This is a genomic window from Oxynema aestuarii AP17, from assembly GCF_012295525.1.
In the GTDB taxonomy this organism is placed as follows: Bacteria; Cyanobacteriota; Cyanobacteriia; order Cyanobacteriales; family Laspinemataceae; genus Oxynema; species Oxynema aestuarii.
This window is the reverse complement of record NZ_CP051167.1, coordinates 3,140,861-3,160,590: the sequence shown is the minus strand read 5'-3', so window position 1 is coordinate 3,160,590 and position 19,730 is coordinate 3,140,861. Positions and strand designations below refer to the sequence as shown.

Here is a 19,730-nt window from a genome sequence, read left to right as displayed (position 1 = left end):
TTATACTTTAACTCCTGTTTGCACTCGCCACAAGTTTGCGTAAATGCCGGGGCGATCGAGCAGTTCGTCGTGGGTTCCCCATTCTACCAAACGCCCGCGTTCCATGACGTAAATGCGATCGGCATGGCGGATGGTCGAGAGACGGTGGGCGATCGCGATCGTGGTGCGATTTTGGACGATGCGATCGAGCGATCGCGCGATCGCCGCTTCGGTTTCGTTGTCTACCGCCGAGGTCGCTTCGTCGAGAATCAAAATCGGCGGATCTTTTATAATGGCGCGGGCGATCGCGATCCGTTGGCGCTGTCCTCCGGAGAGCTTTTGGCCCCGTTCGCCGACGATCGTATCGTACCCCTGGGGTAGTTTTGAGACAAACTCGTGGGCTTCCGCGATCGTCGCCGCCGCTACGATTTGGTCGCGATTGGCGTCGAAGTTGCCGTAAGCGATATTTTCGGCGACGGTTCCGTGAAATAAAAACACGTCCTGACTGACGAGGGCGATCGCCCGGCGCAAATCCTGCAATTGCAAATCTTGGATGTCGATCCCGTCGAGGGTAATTCGTCCCGATCGCACTTCGTAAAGCCGCAGTAAGAGCTTGACTAACGTACTTTTCCCCGACCCGGTGGCCCCGACAATGGCGATCGTTTGACCTGCACGAACTTGGAAGGACAGGTTTTCGACGACCGGGGCGCGATCGCGGTAGGCGAAGGTAACGTCTTTAAATTCGATCTCACCTTTAACCGACTCGACGGGTAAGGGGCGATCGCCGGGATGGATGGCAATCTCCGTATCGAGTAAATTCATCACCCGGGTCACCGACGCCATCGCCCGTTGATACAAATCCAAGGTTTGACCCAGGCGCGTGAGCGGCCACAACAAGCGTTGAGTGAGAAACACTAGCAGGCTATACGTTCCCACCGCCAGGGTTCCTTCTACGGCTGCCATGCCGCCAAAGAGGAGAATCCCGGTAAACCCGACGAGAATCACAAAGCGAATCAACGGCACGAAAGCTGCAGACAGGGCGATCGCCCGACCGTTACTTTGTCGGTAGTCATTGCTGTAGCGTTCGATCCGCTTGGCTTCGTAAGCTTCCGCCGTAAAGCTTTTTACCGTCGCCATGCCGCTTAAATTATTGGCCAGTTGGCCGTTGAGAAGACTCACTTTTTCTCGCACTTCGGCGTAGCGCGGCGCGAGGGTGCGTTGAAAGGCGATCGATCCGACCACGATAACGGGGATGGGAACGATCGCCGCCCAAGATACACTCGGTGCGAGAACGATAAAAGTCGCCCCGACCACTACCACGGTCGTAGACACTTGTAAAATATCGTTGGCACCGACATCGAGAAACCGTTCGAGTTGGTTGATATCGTCGCTGAGAATCGACATCAACCCCCCGGTAGAACGTTCCTCGAAGTACGCCATTTCCAAGTTTTGCAGGTGGTTGTAGGCGTCGAGGCGCAAGTCATGCTCGAAAGTTTGGGCGAGGTTGCGCCAGAGGCGATCGTAGGCATACTGAAACAGGGATTCCAATCCCCAGGTCACAAAGGTGAGGATTGCCAAAACGACTAATTGGGAAAAAATATCTCTCACGCCCAACTGTGCGATTAGCGAGTCTTCCTGACGGACGACGACATCGACCGCCGCACCAATTAACGCCGGAGGAGCGAGATCGAAAAGTTTGTTAAGGATAGAACAGGCGATCGCTTGCCCAATTCGCACGCGGTAATCGCGTCCGTAAGCGAGCAAGCGTTGGAGGGGATGCACGGTCATGTTGAGTTTTAGATTTCAGATGGTGGGGTTTGAAGGAGAAAAAACAAGTCGTAATTTCAGTAAAAATATCTTTTTTTATGACGATTGACCGATTTGATTTTCTTGTAAGATTTTGCGGCATTCGTCAATTTGTTGGACGGCAAAATCCGGGGCTTCACTGATGCCGATTTCTACAAAAGGATCGAGGGCGATCGGTTCTCCTTTTTCGACGATCCAGGGATTTTGATTCTCTTCCATAGTTCCCATCAGTTCGCTGTTAAAATAAGCATGGGTGACGTCGTCAATACGATCGCTGCCCGCTTTTCCTTGGAAACAACTACTGCTATCCGTACCAAATCTGTAAAGTTGTCCGAGAATTTGGGAACCACTTTTTTCAAAAATGAGATATTGTTGTCCGGGCGCTTGCGGATTGTCCGTTTCGCCGTAAAAATAGTTACCGTCGGGCATGGTTGCCAATCCATCGCTGGCAGAATTTTGCGAAACTTGAGGTTCTGGAATATCTTCCGGTGTATCCGGTGTAGATGGAGGCTGACAACTCGCCAAACTTAAAGCAAAAGTTAAGGCGATCGCGCCGAATAGTTTTCGATTTGAAGAATTCATTGCGTTCCTTTAAATTTAATATTTTTGGCAACAGATGGTTGACAAAAGCGGAGGGCGATCGTCCCCCTATCGAAGCCTTTTAATCCCTTTCAATGTCTGACTATTTTAACTAAATTCGCCGCTTTTGTCGCTTTTAAACGCGCTTCTTGAATACTATCGCCTTTTGCTAAAGCAACTCCCATACGACGATAGGGACGAGAATCCGGTTTGCCAAATAAGCGTAAATCGACATCGGTATCCCCTAAAGCGTCATCCACTCCGTCAAAGATAATAGAATTGGAATGTTCCCGCGCTAAAATGACGGCACTCGCCGACGGACCGAACTGTTCGATCGCAGGAATCGGTAAATCGAGAATCGCTCTTAAATGTAACTCGAATTCATTCAAGTTTTGCGAGATTAAGGTGACCATTCCCGTATCGTGAGGTCGCGGCGAAAGTTCGGAGAAAATGACTTCGTCCGAAGTTACAAAAAACTCGACTCCAAAAATCCCCGCCCCGCCTAAACTGTCGGTCAGTTTAGTTGCAATCATTTGAGCCTGTTCGATTTGACTTTTGGAAAGTGCCGCAGGTTGCCAAGATTCTTGATAGTCGCCGCGTTCTTGACGGTGACCGATCGGATCGCAGAACAATGTCGGCCCTTTCCACTGTTTAATGGTGAGTAAAGTAATTTCAATTTCAAAGTTAATGAATTCTTCGATAATTACTTTTTGAGTATCCCCTCTCGATCCGGCGATCGCCTCATCCCAAGCCCGTTCGATCTCCGTGGGGTCGGTGACGATCGATTGGCCTTTTCCAGAAGAAGACATCACGGGTTTAATCACATTCGGAAAGCCAATTTTTTGGCAGACGGCGATCGTTTCTTCTAAGGTCGTTGCATAGCCATATCGAGCCGTTCTCAGCCCCAATTGGGTCGCTGCCAGTTCGCGAATGCGATCGCGATTCATGGTATAGTTTGTGGCTTTTGCCGTAGGAATGACTTTGATTCCTCGGCGTTCAAATTCGGCGAGTTTTTCCGTTCTAATCGCTTCAATTTCTGGTACGATAATATCCGGTTGGTGTTTCTGTACGATCGCCTCTAAAGCGTCGCCATCCAGCATAGAAATCACTTCGGATTCATCGGCAACTTGCATTGCGGGAGCATCGGGGTAGCGATCGACGGCGATCGTTCTATTTCCCAAACGTTGGGCGGCAATTATAAATTCTTTGCCGAGTTCCCCGGAACCGAGCAACATGATTATTTGAGGAAGTTTCACCATGTTTTTTGATAGAGGACTGACCTATTGTAAACCGAAATAGTCAATTTTTTGATTCCCGAGGCAAAGTCGTTTAAAATCTCCTGATAACCATGCGGTTTGCTCGACTTACCAACCTACTAAGATCTAAAAATCTAAAATCTAAAATGCCAGAATATTTTGCAACAGTTGCCCGAGGGTTAGAAGCGATCGCCGCGACCGAGTTAGAAAAGTTAGGAGCAAAATCAGTCAATCCCGAATTTACAGGGGTTCGTTTTACGGGCGATCGCGCTCTATTATATCGCGTTAATTTATGGGCGAGAACCATTTTTCGCGTCCTGATGCCGATCGCCGATTTTCGCTGTAAAGATGCACGGATGCTTTACCGAGAAATCGCTCAAATCGAGTGGGAAAAGTACTTAACTCCCGAGCAGACTTTAGCCGTGAAAGCGACGGGAAAAAATCGACAACTCAACCACACCCACTTTACCGCCTTGCAAGTGAAAAACGCGATCGTCGATCGCCAACGCGACCACTTCGGCGCGCGCTCGAATGTCGATACCGAAAACCCCGATTTACTCGTCAACCTTCACGTCAACCGCGATCGGGCCGTTCTCAGTTTAGACACCACGGGAAACAGTTTACACCGTCGCGGCTATCATCCGGCCATGGGAAAAGCTCCATTAAAAGAAAGCCTGGCTGCGGCGATTTTAGAGATGGCGGAATATTCGCCAGACTTGCCTTTTTTCGATCCTTTATGCGGGTCGGGAACGTTGCCCATCGAAGCGGCTTTAAAAGCTAAAAATATCGCTCCGGGGTTATTTCGCGATCGCTTTACCTTGATGAACTTCCCCGATTTCGATGACGAATTGTGGCAACAGTTATTAACTGAAGCAGAAGCTGCCGAAAACAGCGAATTACCTGCCCCTATTTATGGCACCGACGGTGATGGTTCCGTCCTCGCCGAAGCCCGAGTCAATGCTTTAAATTGCGGTTTGGGACATCAAATCGAGTTTCGGCAACAAGAGTTTGCCCAAATTGAAGCGCCGGGCGATCGCGGGCTGCTGATTTGCAATCCTCCTTACGGCGAACGCCTCGGCAATGCAGAAGAGTTGGGAGATTTTTATCAATTAATCGGCGATATTTTAAAACAGCGTTTTACGGGATGGACGGCGTATATTTTATCGGGAAATAAAGAGCTGACCAAGCGCATCGGGCTGAGAACATCGCGCCGGATTCCATTTTACAACGGTTCTTTACCTTGTACCCTGCTGAAATACGAATTGTATTAACAGTTGAGATCGTTCCGTCGTCGCGGGTCCGACGAGTGCGCCGCAAGTTTGCTACATTTGGATTAAGCTTGAGTTTGACGGTCGATCCAATTGAGTAACCATAAAGCCGTTACCAATCCGGCGAAATGGGCGACGATCGTATGAGTATTGCCCAAGACCAAAAAGATATCTAGGGGTTGGATGAAGCGGCTGAGAGCGGACGGATCCGAGAAGACAATTCCTTGAGAACTGAGGGATTTAGCTAATAGGGTGCCGTTAATGGCTTCGGCTCCTAAGAGAGCTAAGAGCATACCGACTAAATTAACCATCAAACCGCGTCGGATCAGTTTGACCGTATCGGCTTTTTTGGGGCGTAAGTTGGGATTGGTCGCTTCGAGTTGTTTGGCGAGGCGGGTATAGCGGAAGGCCCAATAAATGCTAATTCCGAGGGCGACTAATCCTAAGACGGCGAAAAAGGTTCCCGGTCCGGCGCCGGGATTGCGCGTCACGGTGGTTGGACTGTCCCGGGGAATGGCGAGGGGAATTGAAAATAAGAAAATCAGTCCGGCGACGACAGCTAGAACGAGTTGCACCCAAAAGCTAATCCAGCCGACACGACGCAGGGCCGGAATGACTCGTCGAACGGTGGGTGGCAGTGCGGGGAGGTCGGAGTTATCGGGCATATGCTCGGTGGACTTAAGGGCAAGGGGTGCGGCAGATCGCACTGTTTCTATGCTAAACGATAACCGTCCTCGATCGCCTCGAAGGGGAGGTCGCGATCGCCACGCGATCGACAAGTATTCGTTACGAGGTGGAGGCGATCGCCCGTCTCAAACCTCGGACAATTGAGAACATTTCAGCCTATTGTACCGTCGCTTTCCCGAGAAGCATCTACTCGGGATTCATTCGGTTGACACGGGGAGTTTCGCGGCGATCGCCCGTTGCATTGCGATCGGGTTAGAGACGCCCGAGAATGGCTTCTATCCTGATATTGCCTTGCACTTCTGGTACTAGGGGTAAGGAGCTGACCATCTCGGGGTGTGCCTCGCGTTCTCTTGTCATTCTTCGTTCTGATTGCCATCTCAGGGATCGGACAAGAGGATCGGGTATCGTTTCTCGGCAAAAGCTTCGTGCTTTTGTCCTGGCGTCGCCGTCGGGAGAATCCACCTGCTACACAGCCACTGTTTTTTATGGACAGTATGGGTGTGAGTAATGAAGCTCCCATCATCAATTGAGAGGAATCCACGTGAACGATTGTGCCAAACCAACCGAGTTGCCAACGTTGGCAACGGCGGTTTTAGCCAGCCGAAAAGGTCTTATTTGTGGCAGCAATGCCCCTCCTTTCAATTGTGTTCGATGTCTGGGTCAACCAATGCGTTGAGTTTTGATGGGGATTCCGGTAAAGCTCAATTGTATTTTTAAACCTTAAAACGGTATGCTTGAGTATCGATTCTTGGTTTCATTGAAGCGACTTAGAAGTTGGAATTGGCTGTCCGAGCGCTCTTCAGTGAACGACTCGATCGCCGCGATCTACTTAGATTAGGGTCTTCTATCAGTGGGCTGACACCGACTCTTGGAATCGGTTCTTTTTAGCCAGTCAGCCCGGTTGAGGAGGGTGCATCGGCAAAGCTGAATCGCAGTAATTTCAGGCGAATGATGACCCCAAGCCGATTAAATCTAAACATCGTCTCAATGGAGACGATTCTCCCGTGTATTTTTTTGAGTTTTAGCTAGGGTCAGAACGCGATCGCGTTCGGCCCGATCGCCATGCTCCTGTGACCGTCGGGGAAAACGGCTAACCTCCTCCTGACGATCGCGAATCGGTGGGGAACAATCTTGATTTTGCTAGCACTTCAGTTTTTGATTCAGCACGGTTCACCTTTTATTTTGCCAAGGCCAAAATGGAAAAAAATTCGCGTCATTCTAGCACTCAATTGAGGACGAATTCCCAAAAAGCCATTCCCAAAGATGGAGTTTCGACCGACCGAAATCATTCGGTTACGATCGCGACCACTCCGATCGCGATCGGGATTTGATGGGGTATTTAGCGGGTAAATCAGATGAAATTTGAAGATATCTATCAGTTTTTTCAAAATCCCCCACCCATTTACTTGAACAAGGAACTAACCGTTTGTTATGTCTTGTGGGTCTTATTAGAGGAAGATTCTTACGGGACCGAACTGATTCAACGGTTGGAGCGCGACTATTCCAACTATCGGCTTTCCGATACCGTTCTCTACAGCGCGCTCAAGTTCCTCGAAACGGAAAATACCATCAGGGGATACTGGAAAAAGGTAGAAGGGCGGGGAAGACCGAGGCGAATGTATCAAGTCAACCCAGATTGGCAAGCCAAAGCTAGAGATTTAGCCAAATTGTGGCAGCAGTATGTCAACGGTCAACACCCCCTTTCCTCGAATACGAAAGCCACCACATTGCGAACCAATCACGGAATGGGTTGAGGGGGCGCCGATCCCTTGTATTCTCCCTCGATAACACCCCATCTACTTGGATGTGGAGGATCGTGTAGAGGCGTGCCGTGGTGCGTCTCTACATCAGTATTTTTGGGATTTTTGGGATTTTTGGAAGTTTCAAGAGTTAGGGAGGGTTTGGGTTGCCGGAGGGGTTCGGTAGGCGCTCGGATCGGCGATCGTACAATAGAGGTCGAGTCTTTCCCTCATCTACCATGAATGCCCGATTTAAAGCGTGGTTGCGGCAGTGGAGAAAACCGTTACAGGTGCTATCGTTATTCGGTTTTTTCCTCAGCACGATCGCGGCAGTGTATATTTTTACCACGTTGGCGATTCAACCCGCCAGCGATCGCCCGTCCCCGGTTCAGTCATCTTCGACCGCCGTCGTTTCCGTCTCCGATTGCGCCACCCCCAGTGGCGGACCGACGGACAATCCGATCGCGGGCGCCTACGGCGAACGAGCCTATCCCTGGACGGCACAAATTCCCTGGAACTGCGTTTATAACGTGCAAGATTTCGAGGGCAATAGTGCGATCGCCCGCTTCAATGCAGCCCGGGATACCGCCGCCCGTCGGGGGGGCGGCGTCGTCTATTTTCCCCCGGGAATTTACGAGTTTTCTGACAATTTAGAGTTGAAAGATGGGGTCGTTTTGCGCGGGGCCACCCCAGGGACAACCGACGCCGGATCCGATCGCTACGCGCCACCATCAAAATTAGTTTTTCCCGAATACAAACCGCAACTTTCCGGGAACGGAACCCCTAACGAAACCGCTTTTAAAACAATTACGACCGAAAACGGCGATCGCGATTCCAATCTCGGTTTAGTCAATTTAGATATCAATCGAGCCGCCATTTTGCTCGGAACCGATGTCAGTCGCGCTCAAAATAAAAATATCGTCATTTTTGGTATTCGCAGCAATAACGTCGCGCGTCCGGATCCCAACGTCCCGGATTTATCCTTTCAAGCCCCCTGGATGCGCTACAGCGATCGCTTTGCCACCAATATTAAAATTAACGCCTTTGAAAATGTTTTAATCGCGAACAATCGGCTCAACGATGCCATTACCGATACTTACGAACAACCGGGCTACACTCTCAAATCTGTCAAAGGCGACGAAATTATTACCTATTCCGAAGGCGATCGCGTTCCCTTCGACTACGCCAATCATTATGGAATTGCCGTCAATCGCTCCAAACCCGGCGGCTTCCAACTCAATGCCGATCCCGACAGCGAACCGGGACTGTTTCGCGAAGGCATTGAAATTCGCGATAACTGGGTTTACCACACCATGCGCGTCGCCATTCACGCCTCGGGAAAAGGATTAAAAATTAGCAATAATATTATTCGCGATCGCCCAAACAAACAATGGTGGACTCATCCCACCGGACTCAAACAACCGACGGGAGCGGTCACCTTAGAAAATCGGGCCATCGATTGGTCTGGATGGGACGTAACCGTAGAAGGAAACGATTACCAAGTGTACCGACATCGGATTATGGATTCCGACTATTTGAGTGTAGATGGCGAAGGAATCCTTATTCAAGAATGCTGTGGCGGCAGCCAAGTAAACGGCGCAAAAATTACCAATAATCGGGGAAATTCTTATATCGGATTTTATAAAGTCCCCGATATTAAAAATGTTGTTGTTTCTGAAAATGAATTACTTTCTAATGTCACCAACACCGCGTTAATTTACATTAACGCAGATACGAATAATGCCCCGCACCAAATGCACGACGTGCGCGTTGAAAATAATCGTATCAACGGCAATATTTTCGTGCAAGCCAGTGCGGGAGGCAGTAATAATACGATCGCCAACAATCGCGGGGGCGATCGCGCCGAAATCGAAGCCTCCTGTCATGTCGAAATTAGGGATAATTCCGGCTTTACCGTTAAACCTTGCCGAGATTGAAGCCTTTATCTCCAGAGCAATTCAAAAGCATGGGGCGATCCTGAATCACCGCGAATCTATTGCCGTTCGCGATCGCGTTGGTTATAAAGGGATTGGTCGATACCCCACTCAAACGCCAATGACAGGTCACGAGGGGATCGGATGGGGTAAATCTCTCCCGAATCGACTATTTTTGATAGTTGGGAATAAGGTAGAGAATCACATGTCATTGAATAAATTTTGGCTCGGTGCGATCGCCCTTCTCTCTCTCCTGTTAGCCGCATCGATCGGTCTCAACATTCTCCTTTACAATCGAGCCAGCAAATATTATTTAGAACTCAATCAAACCCGATTAGATCCTTATGGGATCGATCGATATCGAGACGATCGCCAAACAACTGAAAATTCCGAAAAACTTCGAGTCGTCCTTTTCGGAGATTCTCGCGCCGCCGATTGGGTAGTTCCCGACAACAATCGCTACCAATTTATCAATCGTGGCATTGGCTCGCAAACCTCGATTCAAACCCTGGGAAGATTCGAGAAACACGTGCGATCGCTCGAACCGGAGATCGTCATTATTCAAGTCGGAATTAACGACCTCAAAACGATCGCCTTATTTCCCGAGCGCCGCGAGTCGATCGTTACCAATTTGCGCGAGCATCTTACAGCATTGGTAGAAGCCTCCCGGGAGTTAGGAGCCGTGGCGATCGTGACGACCATTTTCCCCGTCGGTCCAGTCCCCCTGCAACGCCAACCCTTTTGGTCCGACGAGATCGAGAAAGCCACGATCGAAGTCAACGACTACATTAAAACATTAGCCGGGGAAAACGTAGTTGTTTTCGATACCTTTACAGTGTTTGCCGACGATCGCGGGTTGATGTTTGCCGACTATCGTAAAGACGAATTACACGTCAACGATCGCGGATATGCCCAACTGAATCGGGAGTTATTACAACTGCTCGATCGCCTCAAACTAGAGCGTTCGGGTCGGGAAACAATCCAGTTACAATCACCACCTCACCAAGTCGATCGCTGAGATTTTTGAGCAACAGAGAGGAAATTTCCTAGCAGGTTTGGAAAGATCGAAGCATCCCCAAACCCCGCCCACGAGATTTACAATTCGATATAGGCTTTAACCAGATCCGGAGCGCGTTTGAGCTTGAAGCCAACTTTTTCACAAACCCGTTGCATGGCTCGGTTTTCCGAGAGAATTTCGGCGTTGATCCGCTGTAATTTTTCCTCGCGACCCCATTGAATCAAACGTTGGAGCAGTTCGGTTCCGAGTCCCCGGCGCTGGTAAGGATCGCTGACGAGCATGGCAAATTCCGCTTCGGGAAGCCCGTGCAGTTTCGTCAACCGGGCGAGGGCGATGATTTCGCGTTTTTGGGTTTCCGGGTTTTTGTAGTCGGCGACCAGGGCGATTTCGCGATCGTAATCGATAAAACAGATGCGCGTGAGCCGTTCGTGAGCGATGCGCCGACTCAGTTTCATAATGCTGAAATAGCGCAGGTACACGCTTTGTTCCGACAAGGTTTTATGAAACTGAACCACCGCAGGTTCGTCTTCCGGACGAATCGGGCGTACGGTAATGTTAGTAGACCCTCCCATCATCCAAGAACTGACGTATTCCTGCGGATAAGGACGGATCGCCGTTTTCGGCAGTCGATCCTCGGGAGTTTCCGGAGGATGGAGGACTACGCGGGCGTCTAACGCCAGGAGGCGATCGCTCGAAGCGAGTAAGGGATTGATATCCATTTCCTTAATCCAGGGTTGTTCGATCGCCAACAGGCTGAAACGCACCAAGATCTGCTCTAGGGCTTCGAGATCGACCGCTTTGCGTCCTCGCACCCCTTTGAGGGCTTTGTAAATCAGAGTTTGTTCCATCAACCGACGGCTGAGGGTGGAATTGAGCGGCGGTAAGGCGATCGAGCGATCTTTAAACACCTCCACCAACTGTCCCCCCGATCCAAACAAAATCGTCGGGCCGAACTGAGGGTCGATGCTACTGCCAATAATTAACTCGTAACCTCCATTGAGGTCGATCATCGGTTGAACCGTGACCCCGAGAAAATGTTCCTCGCCTACTTTTTCGCGAACCGACTCTAAAATGTGACGGTAAGCCCAGCGAACCGCTTCCGCATCGGTGAGATTCAACTGAACCCCGCCGACATCGGTTTTGTGGGTAATCGTTTTCGAGAGGAGCTTGACGACGACGGGATAGCCGATCGAATCGGCACAGGAAACGGCGTGGTCTTCACTTTCGGCGATGCAGGTCTGAACGATGGGAATACCGTAAGCGGCGAGAATTTGCTTCGATTCCATTTCCGAGAGCATCGTCCGTCCCGATTCGCGAACACTATTAATAATGTTGCGCGCCACCTCGCGATCGGGTTTGCCATCTTCCCAATCAAAGGCTAATGTCGGCGTTTCGTAGATACCGCGCAAGTTGTAACTGTAGCGCCACATTAAGTTAAACACCCGTGCTGCCGCGTCGGGATAACGGTAGGTAGGGATATTGGCGCGGTTGAGGATCGCTTCCCCAGTGGCAATTTCGGGACCTCCCATCCAACTGGCTAACACGGTTTTGTTGGTGTTATTGCCGTAATGTTTTAACTCTTCTGCGGTTTGCGTCGGATTGCTCATCGCTTGCGGGGTTAAAATCACCAACAAGCCCTCGCTATTGGGATCGTCGATCGCCAGTTGCAAGGTTTTACTGTAGCGTTCGGGATTGGCATCTCCCAAAATATCGATGGGGTTGCCGTGACTCCAGTGCTTCGGCAGAAAGGCGTTGAGTTTGTCCGTGGTTTCCTGGGACAGATGCGCCAGTTCCCCTCCGGTCGCGATTAAGGCATCCGTGGCTAAGACTCCCGGCCCTCCGGCGTTGGTAATAATGCACAAGTGCGGTTCTTTGGGGAGTCGGGGCTGTTTCGCCAACATTTCCGCCATGTCGAACAGTTCGGAAATATGCTTGACCCGCAAGACCCCGCAACGCCGAAATGCCGCGTCTAGCACTTCATCGCTCCCGGTGAGCGATCCCGTGTGAGAGGCGCAGGCTTGGGCGGCTTCTTCACTTTCTCCCGCTTTAATGACGACGATCGGTTTGGTGAGGGCGACTTCGCGGGCTGCCGACAGGAACGATCGCGCGTTGCCCACCGATTCCATATAGATGACGATACTTTCCGTGCGCGGGTCGTCGCCGAGATAATAAATTAGGTCGCCCCAATCGACATCGATCATGGAGCCGACGGAAACGAAGGCGCTAAAACCGACGTTTTCCGAGAAACTCCAGTCGAGGACGGCGGTACAAAAGGCGCCGCTTTGACTGATAAAGCCGACGTTTCCCGCTCGCGCCATCGTACTGGCAAAGGTGGCATTGAGGCCGCTATTCGGACTCATCACGCCGAGGCAGTTCGGCCCGATAATCCGCATTTTGCCTTGGGCCGTTGCCATAATTTGCCGTTCGAGTTCGACCCCTTCTTTGCCGATTTCTTTAAATCCGGCAGAAACAATAATCGCACTTTTAACCCCCGCGTCCACACATTCTTTGATGATGCCGGGAACCGTGCGCGCCGGAGTGGCGACGATCGCCAGATCGACGGTTTCGGGAACGGCGGCGATGTTGGGATGGGCTGGAATGCCCAGCACGCTGTGACGTTTGGGGTTGATTGGGTAAATGATACCCCCAAACGGATGACGGATTAGGTTCCACAAGAGGATCCGACCGACGCTTCCTTCTTTTTCGGTCGCGCCGATTAAGGCGACGCTTTGCGGGGCAAAGATCGTCCTGAGCGATTCTCGTTCCGACCTTAAAATGTCATAGGCCGGATCGGTCGTAAATTGTAGCGTCTTAATCATAATTGCTTCTTCCTCGGTATAAAACCATTGAGCTGAGCCTCGGATTGTCGCTCGGGCAAAGAGCGCGATCGCGTTCCCCCTTCCTCGGAGTACCCTAGTAGAACAACTAGAGGGACGTTCGGCTCGAAAAGGGGGAATTTGGCTTATTTTTTGGCCTTTAAAATTGTCATTCTGCTGCCCATCGATCGCGTTGTCGAGATTGAAAATAATAGTTTTCTCTTGACTCGGATCGAAGCTTTAGATCTCGTTTGGTTTTGATTTCCCTCAGAGGTATGGCTACCCTACAAAGAGAAGAGTGAGTTGGAAATTGACGGGATAAGTTTACCAAAGGCGATCGTTTATCTTTTACACGGTTACCTGCTTGAGATCCTGAGTTTTTTGCTGGTAAAATTTGTCCAGATATTCGTACCAAGCCTCCATTCCTGTTCCCGTGCGGGCGGAGGTTTCAAAAATGGTGGCTTGGGGGGCAATTTTACGAATATTGTTTAAAGCGATTTCGCGATCGAAGCCTACCGCTTCGGCAATGTCAATTTTATTGACGATCGCCACGTGGGCCGCTTTGAATGCCGAGGGGTATTTGAGGGGTTTGTCCTCACCTTCGGTCACCGATAAGAGAATGACGCGCAGGTCTTCGCCGAGGTCGTAGGCGGTCGGACAAACGAGGTTACCGACGTTTTCGATCGCCAGGAGATCGAGGGCGTCGAGATCGAGTTGTCGGGCGGCGTCAAACACCATTTTGGCTTCGAGGTGACAGACGGTCCCGGTGGTAATTTGAATGACGGGCGCGCCGTTTTGTCTCAGGCGTCGGGCGTCGTTGTCGGTTTCGAGATCGCCGACGATCGCCCCCACGGACAGGCGATCGGCGAGATCGGCGATCGTGCGTTGGAGGAACGCGGTTTTACCGGAACCGGGGGAGGACATTACGTTGAGGACGAGCAGACCTTTTTCGGAGAAATGCTCCCGATTGCGCTGGGCGAGGCGATCGTTGCGATCGAGGATCGATCTGGCGATTTCTACAGTTCGCCCTTCCTGTGGGGAGGAAGGGTGAGGGTGGGAGTGCCGATCGGGGTGGGCGTGTTCGTGGGGGTGGGCGTGTTCGTGGGGGTGAACGTGTTCGTGGGGGTGGGCGTGTTCGTGGGGGTGAACGTGTTCGTGAGGGTGGGCGTGTTCGTGGGGGTGGGCGTGAATTTTGACGTCGCCCACGACATTGCATCCGCAGTTGTTACACATAATTAATCCCCTTGAATGGAAATGGAAAGCCGTTAAAAAGCGATCGATGGAGTCGTCAATTGAATGAAAGATGAGAGCCGTTATCGCCGCAATATTGCAACCGATTGCATAGAAACCAGCGATCGCCTAGCTTCCTCGATCTTAAAAGGTCTAGACGCGAGATTGGGTTAAATTTTCATTAGGTTTTGATTATTGCTCCGACAGTTCCAATGAGGTTAGCTCTATCTCTCGTCCCGATTGCGTGTCGCGACTGAGTTCTCCACAATCGGGACATTCGTAAAAGAGATGGGCGGGATGAAATGATGTTTGACAACGGTGACAGTAGCAAATAACGGGAACGGTTTCGATTTCGAGAATGGCTTCGGCGGCGATCGTCCCTTCTTTGAGGGCGTCGAAGGCGAATTGGAGGGCTTCGGGAACGACTCCCGACATTTCACCGAGACGCATTTTGAGGCGATCGATTTTATTCGATCCGTGTTGGCGGGCGTTCTCGATGGCAATGTGGAGGGTTTGTTCCATCAAACTGACTTCGTGCATGAGTTGTCCTCCCGATCGCGGAGCAGGGTTTCGATGATGTGGATGGCTTCGGTGGCGGCGCGATCGCAGTTCTCACAGAGGCGATCGCCAAAATTGAAATCCCATCCCGGAACGAGAATCCACCAGGCTTCGGGACAGGATCCGTAAAGGGTTTGGGCCAGTCCCAAGATCCAACGCGGATCCCCGGTATGCCCTAAACTCGGGGAGTTGACCCGATCGCCCCCGGGGGCGATCTCCGCAACCTTGACACGCTCCGTGTTGTTTTGTGCCGGATAGGCATCGACAAACACAGCTAAGTCTACCCGGGCTAATTCTTCGGCGAGTTCGGGGGTTAATTGGTGGAGAGCCAGCGATCGCACGTCGGGTAGGTTCCACGATTCGATAATTTGTGCGATTTTTTGTCCTACGCCGTCATCACCGCGCAAAGTATTACCGTAACCGACGATCGAAATTTGCATGGGGGACACTTTAACTTGAGAACGGAAACTTGAGAACGGAGCGATCGAATTTTCACATTTTTAAGATCGACCTGTTTCTAGGTCGTCTACCTATTTGAAAGTTATGGTCGATTTCAGTTTTAATTTATCAAACTCCCTATCTTTTTAGGGTGATTATTTTACATTTTTATAAGATTTTTAGACTTAAAATTTATTGTTCTCATTTTTGAAACTTCCCTCGAAGGGGTATTCCCCCCAGGCTGCGATAGGGGTTGAGCGGGGGCGATCGCCGCCACGAATCTTGAATTTTTTGTTAAGCAGCGTAAAGGATTTAGATTTCTGTAGTAGAGGACTTGAAAAGGTTCGATTTTCCATAAGCACCAGATTTTGTCCGCATTTGCAAGATTTCCTGTCATCAACGATGCGCCGAATCCGAGCTAGGGACAGAAGGCGGAAATATATACAGATCTTTCCAGGGATTCCGTCATCTTTTCAGAAACGGTATCTCTAAAAAAAAGATAAAGAACACCCCTCTTAAAGAGCAAACGGAGGGACAATTATCCCAGTGAAGTCGGAAGGAAGAGACTCAAGCCTTATCCCGGCGATCGGATCTGACCGTGGAATGGCGGTCTTTCCCCTCGGCGACTTCCTTTTCCCACTCCAGTCTGAGGAGGGGAAGCTACCTAAGTCGTCAATCGGGGAGTAGCAGAAATGTCAAAGCCATATCCCGGATAAAAAGAAAGCTGTATGGGTGAGTTCGCAACTAACCGCTTCACGAGCGATTCCTCGGTCAACCCTAACAAGGAGATTTCCCGATCGCATTAAAGGCGGGTAACCTGCCTGAAGATCTACGACCTACCGAGTGTCTGGACGTAGAAAAACAAGAAAAATCATAAATATGTAGCTAGTGCAAGTCTCGTCAAGAGTCACGGGGAAAAACACAGGGAAAAGTCGTAAGGGACTTCCACCCAGTTCAGACAGTCAGTGCATCCCATCAGACTGGGATCGAGCTAGAGCGAATGAAGCCAAGTTTACTCAATTTTTCTAAGAGAAAAGGCGGCGAATTTTGCTGCCGGAAGTGGACGAGGACGAGAAACAACGACGATGTTTTTTTTGGTCGATCTGCGATCGCTTAACTCATGCACTCAATCGAAGATTTGTATTTCGATAGCGACCTCGATCGCGAATGAATTTGTTTCCCGAAGAGGGTCTTTGTTCGCAGATCCCCTCTCGTTTTTCCTTGTGGCTAACTTCGTATTCTTCTAAGTTTGTATCGTTTTTCAATCAGGATTATTTATGCAGGAAGCCTATATTGTTTCGGCAGTACGGACCCCCCTCGGTCGTTTTGGAGGCGTTCTATCCGCTCTGTCTCCCGTCGAACTCGGAACTCACGCGATCGCCGCCGCGCTAGAGCGAGCTGGAATTTCCGGAGATGCCCTCGACCTTTATATTTTAGGGAATGTCTTACGGGGAGGACACGGACAGTTATTACCCCGTCAGGCGGCGTTAAAAGCGGGCATTCCCCCAACGGTGGACGGGTATGCAGTGGATATGGTTTGCTCCTCGGGGATGATCGCCCTGACCAACGCCGTGACGGCGATTCGTGCTGGAGAAGCAGATTTAGTTCTGGCGGGGGGTATGGAATCGATGTCCCAAGCGGGCTTTTTCCTCTCGGCGCGAGCGCGGTGGGGCTATAAAACCCTGTTGGGCGCGCCAGAACCGCTCACAGATTTACTCATTCACGACGGTCTCACGGATTCGACCACAGGTGAGGGGATGGGCGAGCAAACCGAGCGACTCGCTGCCGAGCACGGTTTTAGCCGCCAAGCGTTAGACGAAGTGGCCGCCTATTCCCAACAACGGGCTGCGGAAGCGACCGAAAGCGGCATTTTCAAAAAAGAAATTGTGCCGATCGCGGTACGGGTGAAAAAGGAAACCCAGCAGATCGATACCGACGAAGGCATTCGCGCCGGGACGACTGCCGAGAGTTTGAGTAAGTTACGTCCGGCGTTTAAAGCGGATGGAGTATTGACGGCGGGCAATTGCAGTCAGATCAGCGATGGGGCGGCGGCGTTGGTGGTCGCCAGTGCGGCGGCGGTGGAACGCCACGGACTCAAACCCCTGGCGAAAGTGTTGGGCGGCAGTTTTGCGGGAGGGGAGAGTTGGCGTTTCCCGGAAGTTCCCATCCATGCGAGCAAGAAGCTGCTGGCGAAACTGGAGATGGAGGTTTCCGATTTCGACTTGTTTGAGAATAACGAGGCGTTTGCCGTGAGTAACTTGCTGTTTAACAAGATGCTCGGCGTGTCTCACGATCGACTCAACGTTCACGGTGGGGCGATCGCCCTCGGACACCCGATCGGGGCGTCTGGGGCGCGGGTTGTCGTCACCTTGCTCAATGCCTTGCAAGAACGGGATAGCAGCCGAGGACTGGCCGCCTTGTGCCACGGTACCGGGGGAGGAACGGCGATCGCCTTAGAACGAGTGTAGCCCGACAACCGACCGGGAGCGTCGCGACGCGATGCCCCCGGTTCGATCCAGAAATTTAAGGACAGTAACAATTATGGTCTCTCTAGGATTAGAAGATAAAGTCATTGTGGTCACGGGTGGCAATCGCGGCATCGGGAAAGCGATCGTCACCTTGTTAACCGAGTTAGGCGCTAAAGTCGCTTATACGGATATCGAAATTGACGACTCCGACAGTGGCGCCTTAGCCGTCAAAGCGGACGTGACCGATTTAGGGTCGATGGAAGCCGCCGCTCGAGAAATTGAAGAGAAATTAGGCCCAGTTTACGGCGTGGTCGCCAATGCGGGGATTACTCGGGATAACTTCTTCAATAAACTGACTGACGCCGACTGGGATGCGGTGATTAACGTCAACCTCAAAGGGGTCAACCATACGATCAAACCGTTCGTTCAAGGGATGTACGATCGCGGCGCCGGGGCAATCGTCGGCATCAGTTCGATTTCGGGCGATCGCGGCAACGCCGGACAAACCAACTACGCCGCCACCAAAGCCGCCGTCATCGGTTTAATCAAATCCCTCGCCCGCGAAGCCGCCCGTTATGGGGTTCGGGCCAACGCGATCGCCCCCGGCTTCATCAACACCGAAATGACCAAATTTCTCCCCGACAAAGTCAAAGACAAAATCACCGCCGAAATCCCCTTCCGTCGCTTCGGCGAACCGGAAGATATCGCCTGGGCCGTGGCCTACCTCCTCTCTCCAGTCGCCAGCAGCTACGTTTCTGGAGAAGTCCTGCGCGTCAACGGAGCCCATCATACCTAAACTCGATTCGTAATTCGCAATGCGCCAAACAGAATTGAGGCAATCAAGATGGATAAAGAAAAAACTCACTGGAGTGACGTAGCCACCGAGCTCGTCAACACCTGGTCCGAGACCGGGACGAAGATGTGGCAAAGCTGGTTCGAGTTGGTCGGTTCGATCCCTTCCGGACAACCCCTGTCCGACTCTAAAGCCGAATTGAACAAATTCACCGAGAGAGTTGCAGAAAATCAGGACGTGTACGTGCGTTTTCTCAAACTCTCCGTCGATGCCTGGAAAGATATTTTTCCCCAAGTCGCATCCGGGGGCAACTGGCAGCAAACCTTAAACCAGTATGCCGAACAAATGCGCGACCAGTTGGCCAGTTTTTCCGAGGGCAGCCTCAACGCCAACAAAGATATCGCCGAATTGTGGCAGCTTTACATCCGCGAGATGCAAAAGTTCAGCCAACTTTGGTTCGATCCGTTGGGCTTATCCCTCGGTACGATGGGTAAAGCGGTCACGGGGAACCCTTCCGCCTCGATCGAACTCAACAACCTCTACTGGAATCTCCTGTACGAGGAAAGCTTCGGCAGCTTGATGAAGAGTCCCGTTCTCGGCCCGACCCGCGAATTTAACGGCAAACTCGTCTCCGGTTTCGATGCGTGGACCGAACTGTATAAAGCGAGTATCAACTACCAGCTCGTCCTCGCAGACATCCAAGTGCGCTCCTTTGAAGTCTTAATGAAGGAATTGGTGTCTTTAGCTGAACAAGGCGAAAAGGTCGAAGACTGGCGGCAGTTTCAACTTCTGTGGAGTCAGGTTTCCGATGGCGTGTTTGAAGAAGCCTTCTGTCGCGAGGACAATCTCAAAATTCGCGGCAAATTCCTCAACGCCCTCAATACCTACCGCATCCAACAGCAAGAGCTGATGGAACTGTCTTTAAAAACGATGAACGTGCCACTGCGCAGTGAAGTCGATGAAATCCACAAGAGCATCTACGAACTGCGCAAGGAAGTCAAGCAGCTCAAAAAAGCCTTGGCGAAATCCGAGAGTCGGGAGCAACCCGAACCCTAGCCGCACTCGGAGGGGGAGCTTTGGGCGATCGCCCCCCGCCCAAGATCGCCCCAAAGCTCCTCATCCACCCTTCCCTCAGCGCGGTATCCCGAAACCATGTTGGCA

The 19,730-nt window shown here is 51.3% G+C and carries 16 protein-coding genes; 8 read left to right on the top strand and 8 right to left on the bottom strand.

Going from position 1 to position 19,730, the window contains the following annotated elements:
• The 3 genes from HCG48_RS12860 to purT all read right to left on the bottom strand — a co-directional run bounded on the left by HCG48_RS12860 (position 1) and on the right by purT (position 3,623).
• On the bottom strand, positions 1–1,767 hold the full coding sequence (locus HCG48_RS12860) for an ABC transporter ATP-binding protein (protein WP_168569521.1): 1,767 nt from the start codon (positions 1,765–1,767) through the stop codon (positions 1–3).
• A 75-nt stretch (positions 1,768–1,842) separates the two neighbouring features.
• On the bottom strand, positions 1,843–2,367 hold the full coding sequence (locus HCG48_RS12855; protein ID WP_168569520.1) for a hypothetical protein: 525 nt from the start codon (positions 2,365–2,367) through the stop codon (positions 1,843–1,845).
• 89 nt (positions 2,368–2,456) lie between these two features.
• On the bottom strand, positions 2,457–3,623 hold the full coding sequence (gene purT, locus HCG48_RS12850) for a formate-dependent phosphoribosylglycinamide formyltransferase (RefSeq protein WP_168569519.1): 1,167 nt from the start codon (positions 3,621–3,623) through the stop codon (positions 2,457–2,459).
• A gap of 143 nt (positions 3,624–3,766) precedes the next feature.
• Between purT and HCG48_RS12845 the strand changes: the two genes are divergently transcribed.
• Complete coding sequence (locus HCG48_RS12845; protein ID WP_168569518.1) at positions 3,767–4,891, top strand: THUMP domain-containing class I SAM-dependent RNA methyltransferase; 1,125 nt, start codon at positions 3,767–3,769, stop codon at positions 4,889–4,891.
• A gap of 62 nt (positions 4,892–4,953) precedes the next feature.
• Here HCG48_RS12845 and HCG48_RS12840 read toward each other — a convergent pair whose 3' ends face one another.
• Positions 4,954–5,553 carry a DUF3611 family protein gene (locus HCG48_RS12840; protein ID WP_168569517.1) on the bottom strand — a complete coding sequence of 200 codons (600 nt, stop codon included), beginning with the start codon at positions 5,551–5,553 and terminating at the stop codon, positions 4,954–4,956.
• A gap of 181 nt (positions 5,554–5,734) precedes the next feature.
• Between HCG48_RS12840 and HCG48_RS12835 the strand changes: the two genes are divergently transcribed.
• From HCG48_RS12835 to HCG48_RS12820, 4 genes are all read left to right on the top strand, one after another.
• Positions 5,735–5,884 (top strand): hypothetical protein, encoded by a 150-nt coding sequence (locus HCG48_RS12835; protein WP_168569516.1) that lies wholly within the window; start codon positions 5,735–5,737, stop codon positions 5,882–5,884.
• Between the two features lie 1,046 nt (positions 5,885–6,930).
• Positions 6,931–7,329, top strand: coding sequence for a PadR family transcriptional regulator (locus tag HCG48_RS12830; protein ID WP_168569515.1), 399 nt, complete (start codon positions 6,931–6,933; stop codon positions 7,327–7,329).
• A gap of 224 nt (positions 7,330–7,553) precedes the next feature.
• Entirely contained in the window at positions 7,554–9,251 is a 1,698-nt protein-coding gene (locus HCG48_RS12825) for a glycosyl hydrolase family 28-related protein (protein WP_168569514.1), read from the top strand.
• Between the two features lie 202 nt (positions 9,252–9,453).
• On the top strand, positions 9,454–10,266 hold the full coding sequence (locus HCG48_RS12820; RefSeq protein ID WP_168569513.1) for an SGNH/GDSL hydrolase family protein: 813 nt from the start codon (positions 9,454–9,456) through the stop codon (positions 10,264–10,266).
• A gap of 77 nt (positions 10,267–10,343) precedes the next feature.
• Here the strand turns inward: HCG48_RS12820 and HCG48_RS12815 are convergent, their stop codons facing one another.
• The 4 genes from HCG48_RS12815 to HCG48_RS12800 form a co-directional block, all read right to left on the bottom strand.
• Complete coding sequence (locus tag HCG48_RS12815) at positions 10,344–13,085, bottom strand: bifunctional acetate--CoA ligase family protein/GNAT family N-acetyltransferase (RefSeq protein ID WP_168569512.1); 2,742 nt, start codon at positions 13,083–13,085, stop codon at positions 10,344–10,346.
• Positions 13,086–13,430: 345 nt separating this feature from the next.
• Positions 13,431–14,315, bottom strand: a complete 885-nt coding sequence (gene hypB / locus HCG48_RS12810) for a hydrogenase nickel incorporation protein HypB (protein ID WP_168569511.1) — start codon at positions 14,313–14,315, stop codon at positions 13,431–13,433.
• 189 nt (positions 14,316–14,504) lie between these two features.
• A complete protein-coding gene (gene hypA / locus HCG48_RS12805; protein ID WP_168569510.1) occupies positions 14,505–14,852 on the bottom strand; it encodes a hydrogenase maturation nickel metallochaperone HypA in 348 nt (115 codons plus the stop codon).
• Complete coding sequence (locus HCG48_RS12800) at positions 14,834–15,310, bottom strand: hydrogenase maturation protease (RefSeq protein ID WP_168569509.1); 477 nt, start codon at positions 15,308–15,310, stop codon at positions 14,834–14,836. Before HCG48_RS12800 ends, hypA begins: the two co-directional genes overlap by 19 nt.
• Positions 15,311–16,585: 1,275 nt before the next feature.
• On the opposite strand from HCG48_RS12800, the gene phaA reads away from it, so the two are divergent.
• The 3 genes from phaA (at position 16,586) to phaE (ending at position 19,625) form a co-directional block, all read left to right on the top strand.
• Positions 16,586–17,776, top strand: coding sequence for an acetyl-CoA acetyltransferase PhaA (gene phaA / locus HCG48_RS12795; RefSeq protein WP_168569508.1), 1,191 nt, complete (start codon positions 16,586–16,588; stop codon positions 17,774–17,776).
• A gap of 73 nt (positions 17,777–17,849) precedes the next feature.
• Positions 17,850–18,572 carry an acetoacetyl-CoA reductase PhaB gene (gene phaB, locus HCG48_RS12790; protein ID WP_168569507.1) on the top strand — a complete coding sequence of 241 codons (723 nt, stop codon included), beginning with the start codon at positions 17,850–17,852 and terminating at the stop codon, positions 18,570–18,572.
• A 48-nt stretch (positions 18,573–18,620) separates the two neighbouring features.
• Positions 18,621–19,625 carry a class III poly(R)-hydroxyalkanoic acid synthase subunit PhaE gene (phaE, locus tag HCG48_RS12785; protein WP_168569506.1) on the top strand — a complete coding sequence of 335 codons (1,005 nt, stop codon included), beginning with the start codon at positions 18,621–18,623 and terminating at the stop codon, positions 19,623–19,625.
• The last annotated feature ends 105 nt before the right edge of the window (positions 19,626–19,730 follow it).

What these genes read in the sequence shown, in the direction of transcription:
- HCG48_RS12860 (WP_168569521.1), bottom strand. Translation starts at nt 1,767, where the DNA reads ATGACCGTGCATCCCCTCCAACGCTTGCTCGCTTACGGACGCGATTAC.
- HCG48_RS12855 (WP_168569520.1), bottom strand. Translation starts at nt 2,367, where the DNA reads ATGAATTCTTCAAATCGAAAACTATTCGGCGCGATCGCCTTAACTTTT.
- purT (WP_168569519.1), bottom strand. Translation starts at nt 3,623, where the DNA reads ATGGTGAAACTTCCTCAAATAATCATGTTGCTCGGTTCCGGGGAACTC.
- HCG48_RS12845 (WP_168569518.1), top strand. Translation starts at nt 3,767, where the DNA reads ATGCCAGAATATTTTGCAACAGTTGCCCGAGGGTTAGAAGCGATCGCC.
- HCG48_RS12840 (WP_168569517.1), bottom strand. Translation starts at nt 5,553, where the DNA reads ATGCCCGATAACTCCGACCTCCCCGCACTGCCACCCACCGTTCGACGA.
- HCG48_RS12830 (WP_168569515.1), top strand. Translation starts at nt 6,931, where the DNA reads ATGAAATTTGAAGATATCTATCAGTTTTTTCAAAATCCCCCACCCATT.
- HCG48_RS12825 (WP_168569514.1), top strand. Translation starts at nt 7,554, where the DNA reads ATGAATGCCCGATTTAAAGCGTGGTTGCGGCAGTGGAGAAAACCGTTA.
- HCG48_RS12820 (WP_168569513.1), top strand. Translation starts at nt 9,454, where the DNA reads ATGTCATTGAATAAATTTTGGCTCGGTGCGATCGCCCTTCTCTCTCTC.
- HCG48_RS12815 (WP_168569512.1), bottom strand. Translation starts at nt 13,085, where the DNA reads ATGATTAAGACGCTACAATTTACGACCGATCCGGCCTATGACATTTTA.
- hypB (WP_168569511.1), bottom strand. Translation starts at nt 14,315, where the DNA reads ATGTGTAACAACTGCGGATGCAATGTCGTGGGCGACGTCAAAATTCAC.
- hypA (WP_168569510.1), bottom strand. Translation starts at nt 14,852, where the DNA reads ATGCACGAAGTCAGTTTGATGGAACAAACCCTCCACATTGCCATCGAG.
- HCG48_RS12800 (WP_168569509.1), bottom strand. Translation starts at nt 15,310, where the DNA reads ATGCAAATTTCGATCGTCGGTTACGGTAATACTTTGCGCGGTGATGAC.
- phaA (WP_168569508.1), top strand. Translation starts at nt 16,586, where the DNA reads ATGCAGGAAGCCTATATTGTTTCGGCAGTACGGACCCCCCTCGGTCGT.
- phaB (WP_168569507.1), top strand. Translation starts at nt 17,850, where the DNA reads ATGGTCTCTCTAGGATTAGAAGATAAAGTCATTGTGGTCACGGGTGGC.
- phaE (WP_168569506.1), top strand. Translation starts at nt 18,621, where the DNA reads ATGGATAAAGAAAAAACTCACTGGAGTGACGTAGCCACCGAGCTCGTC.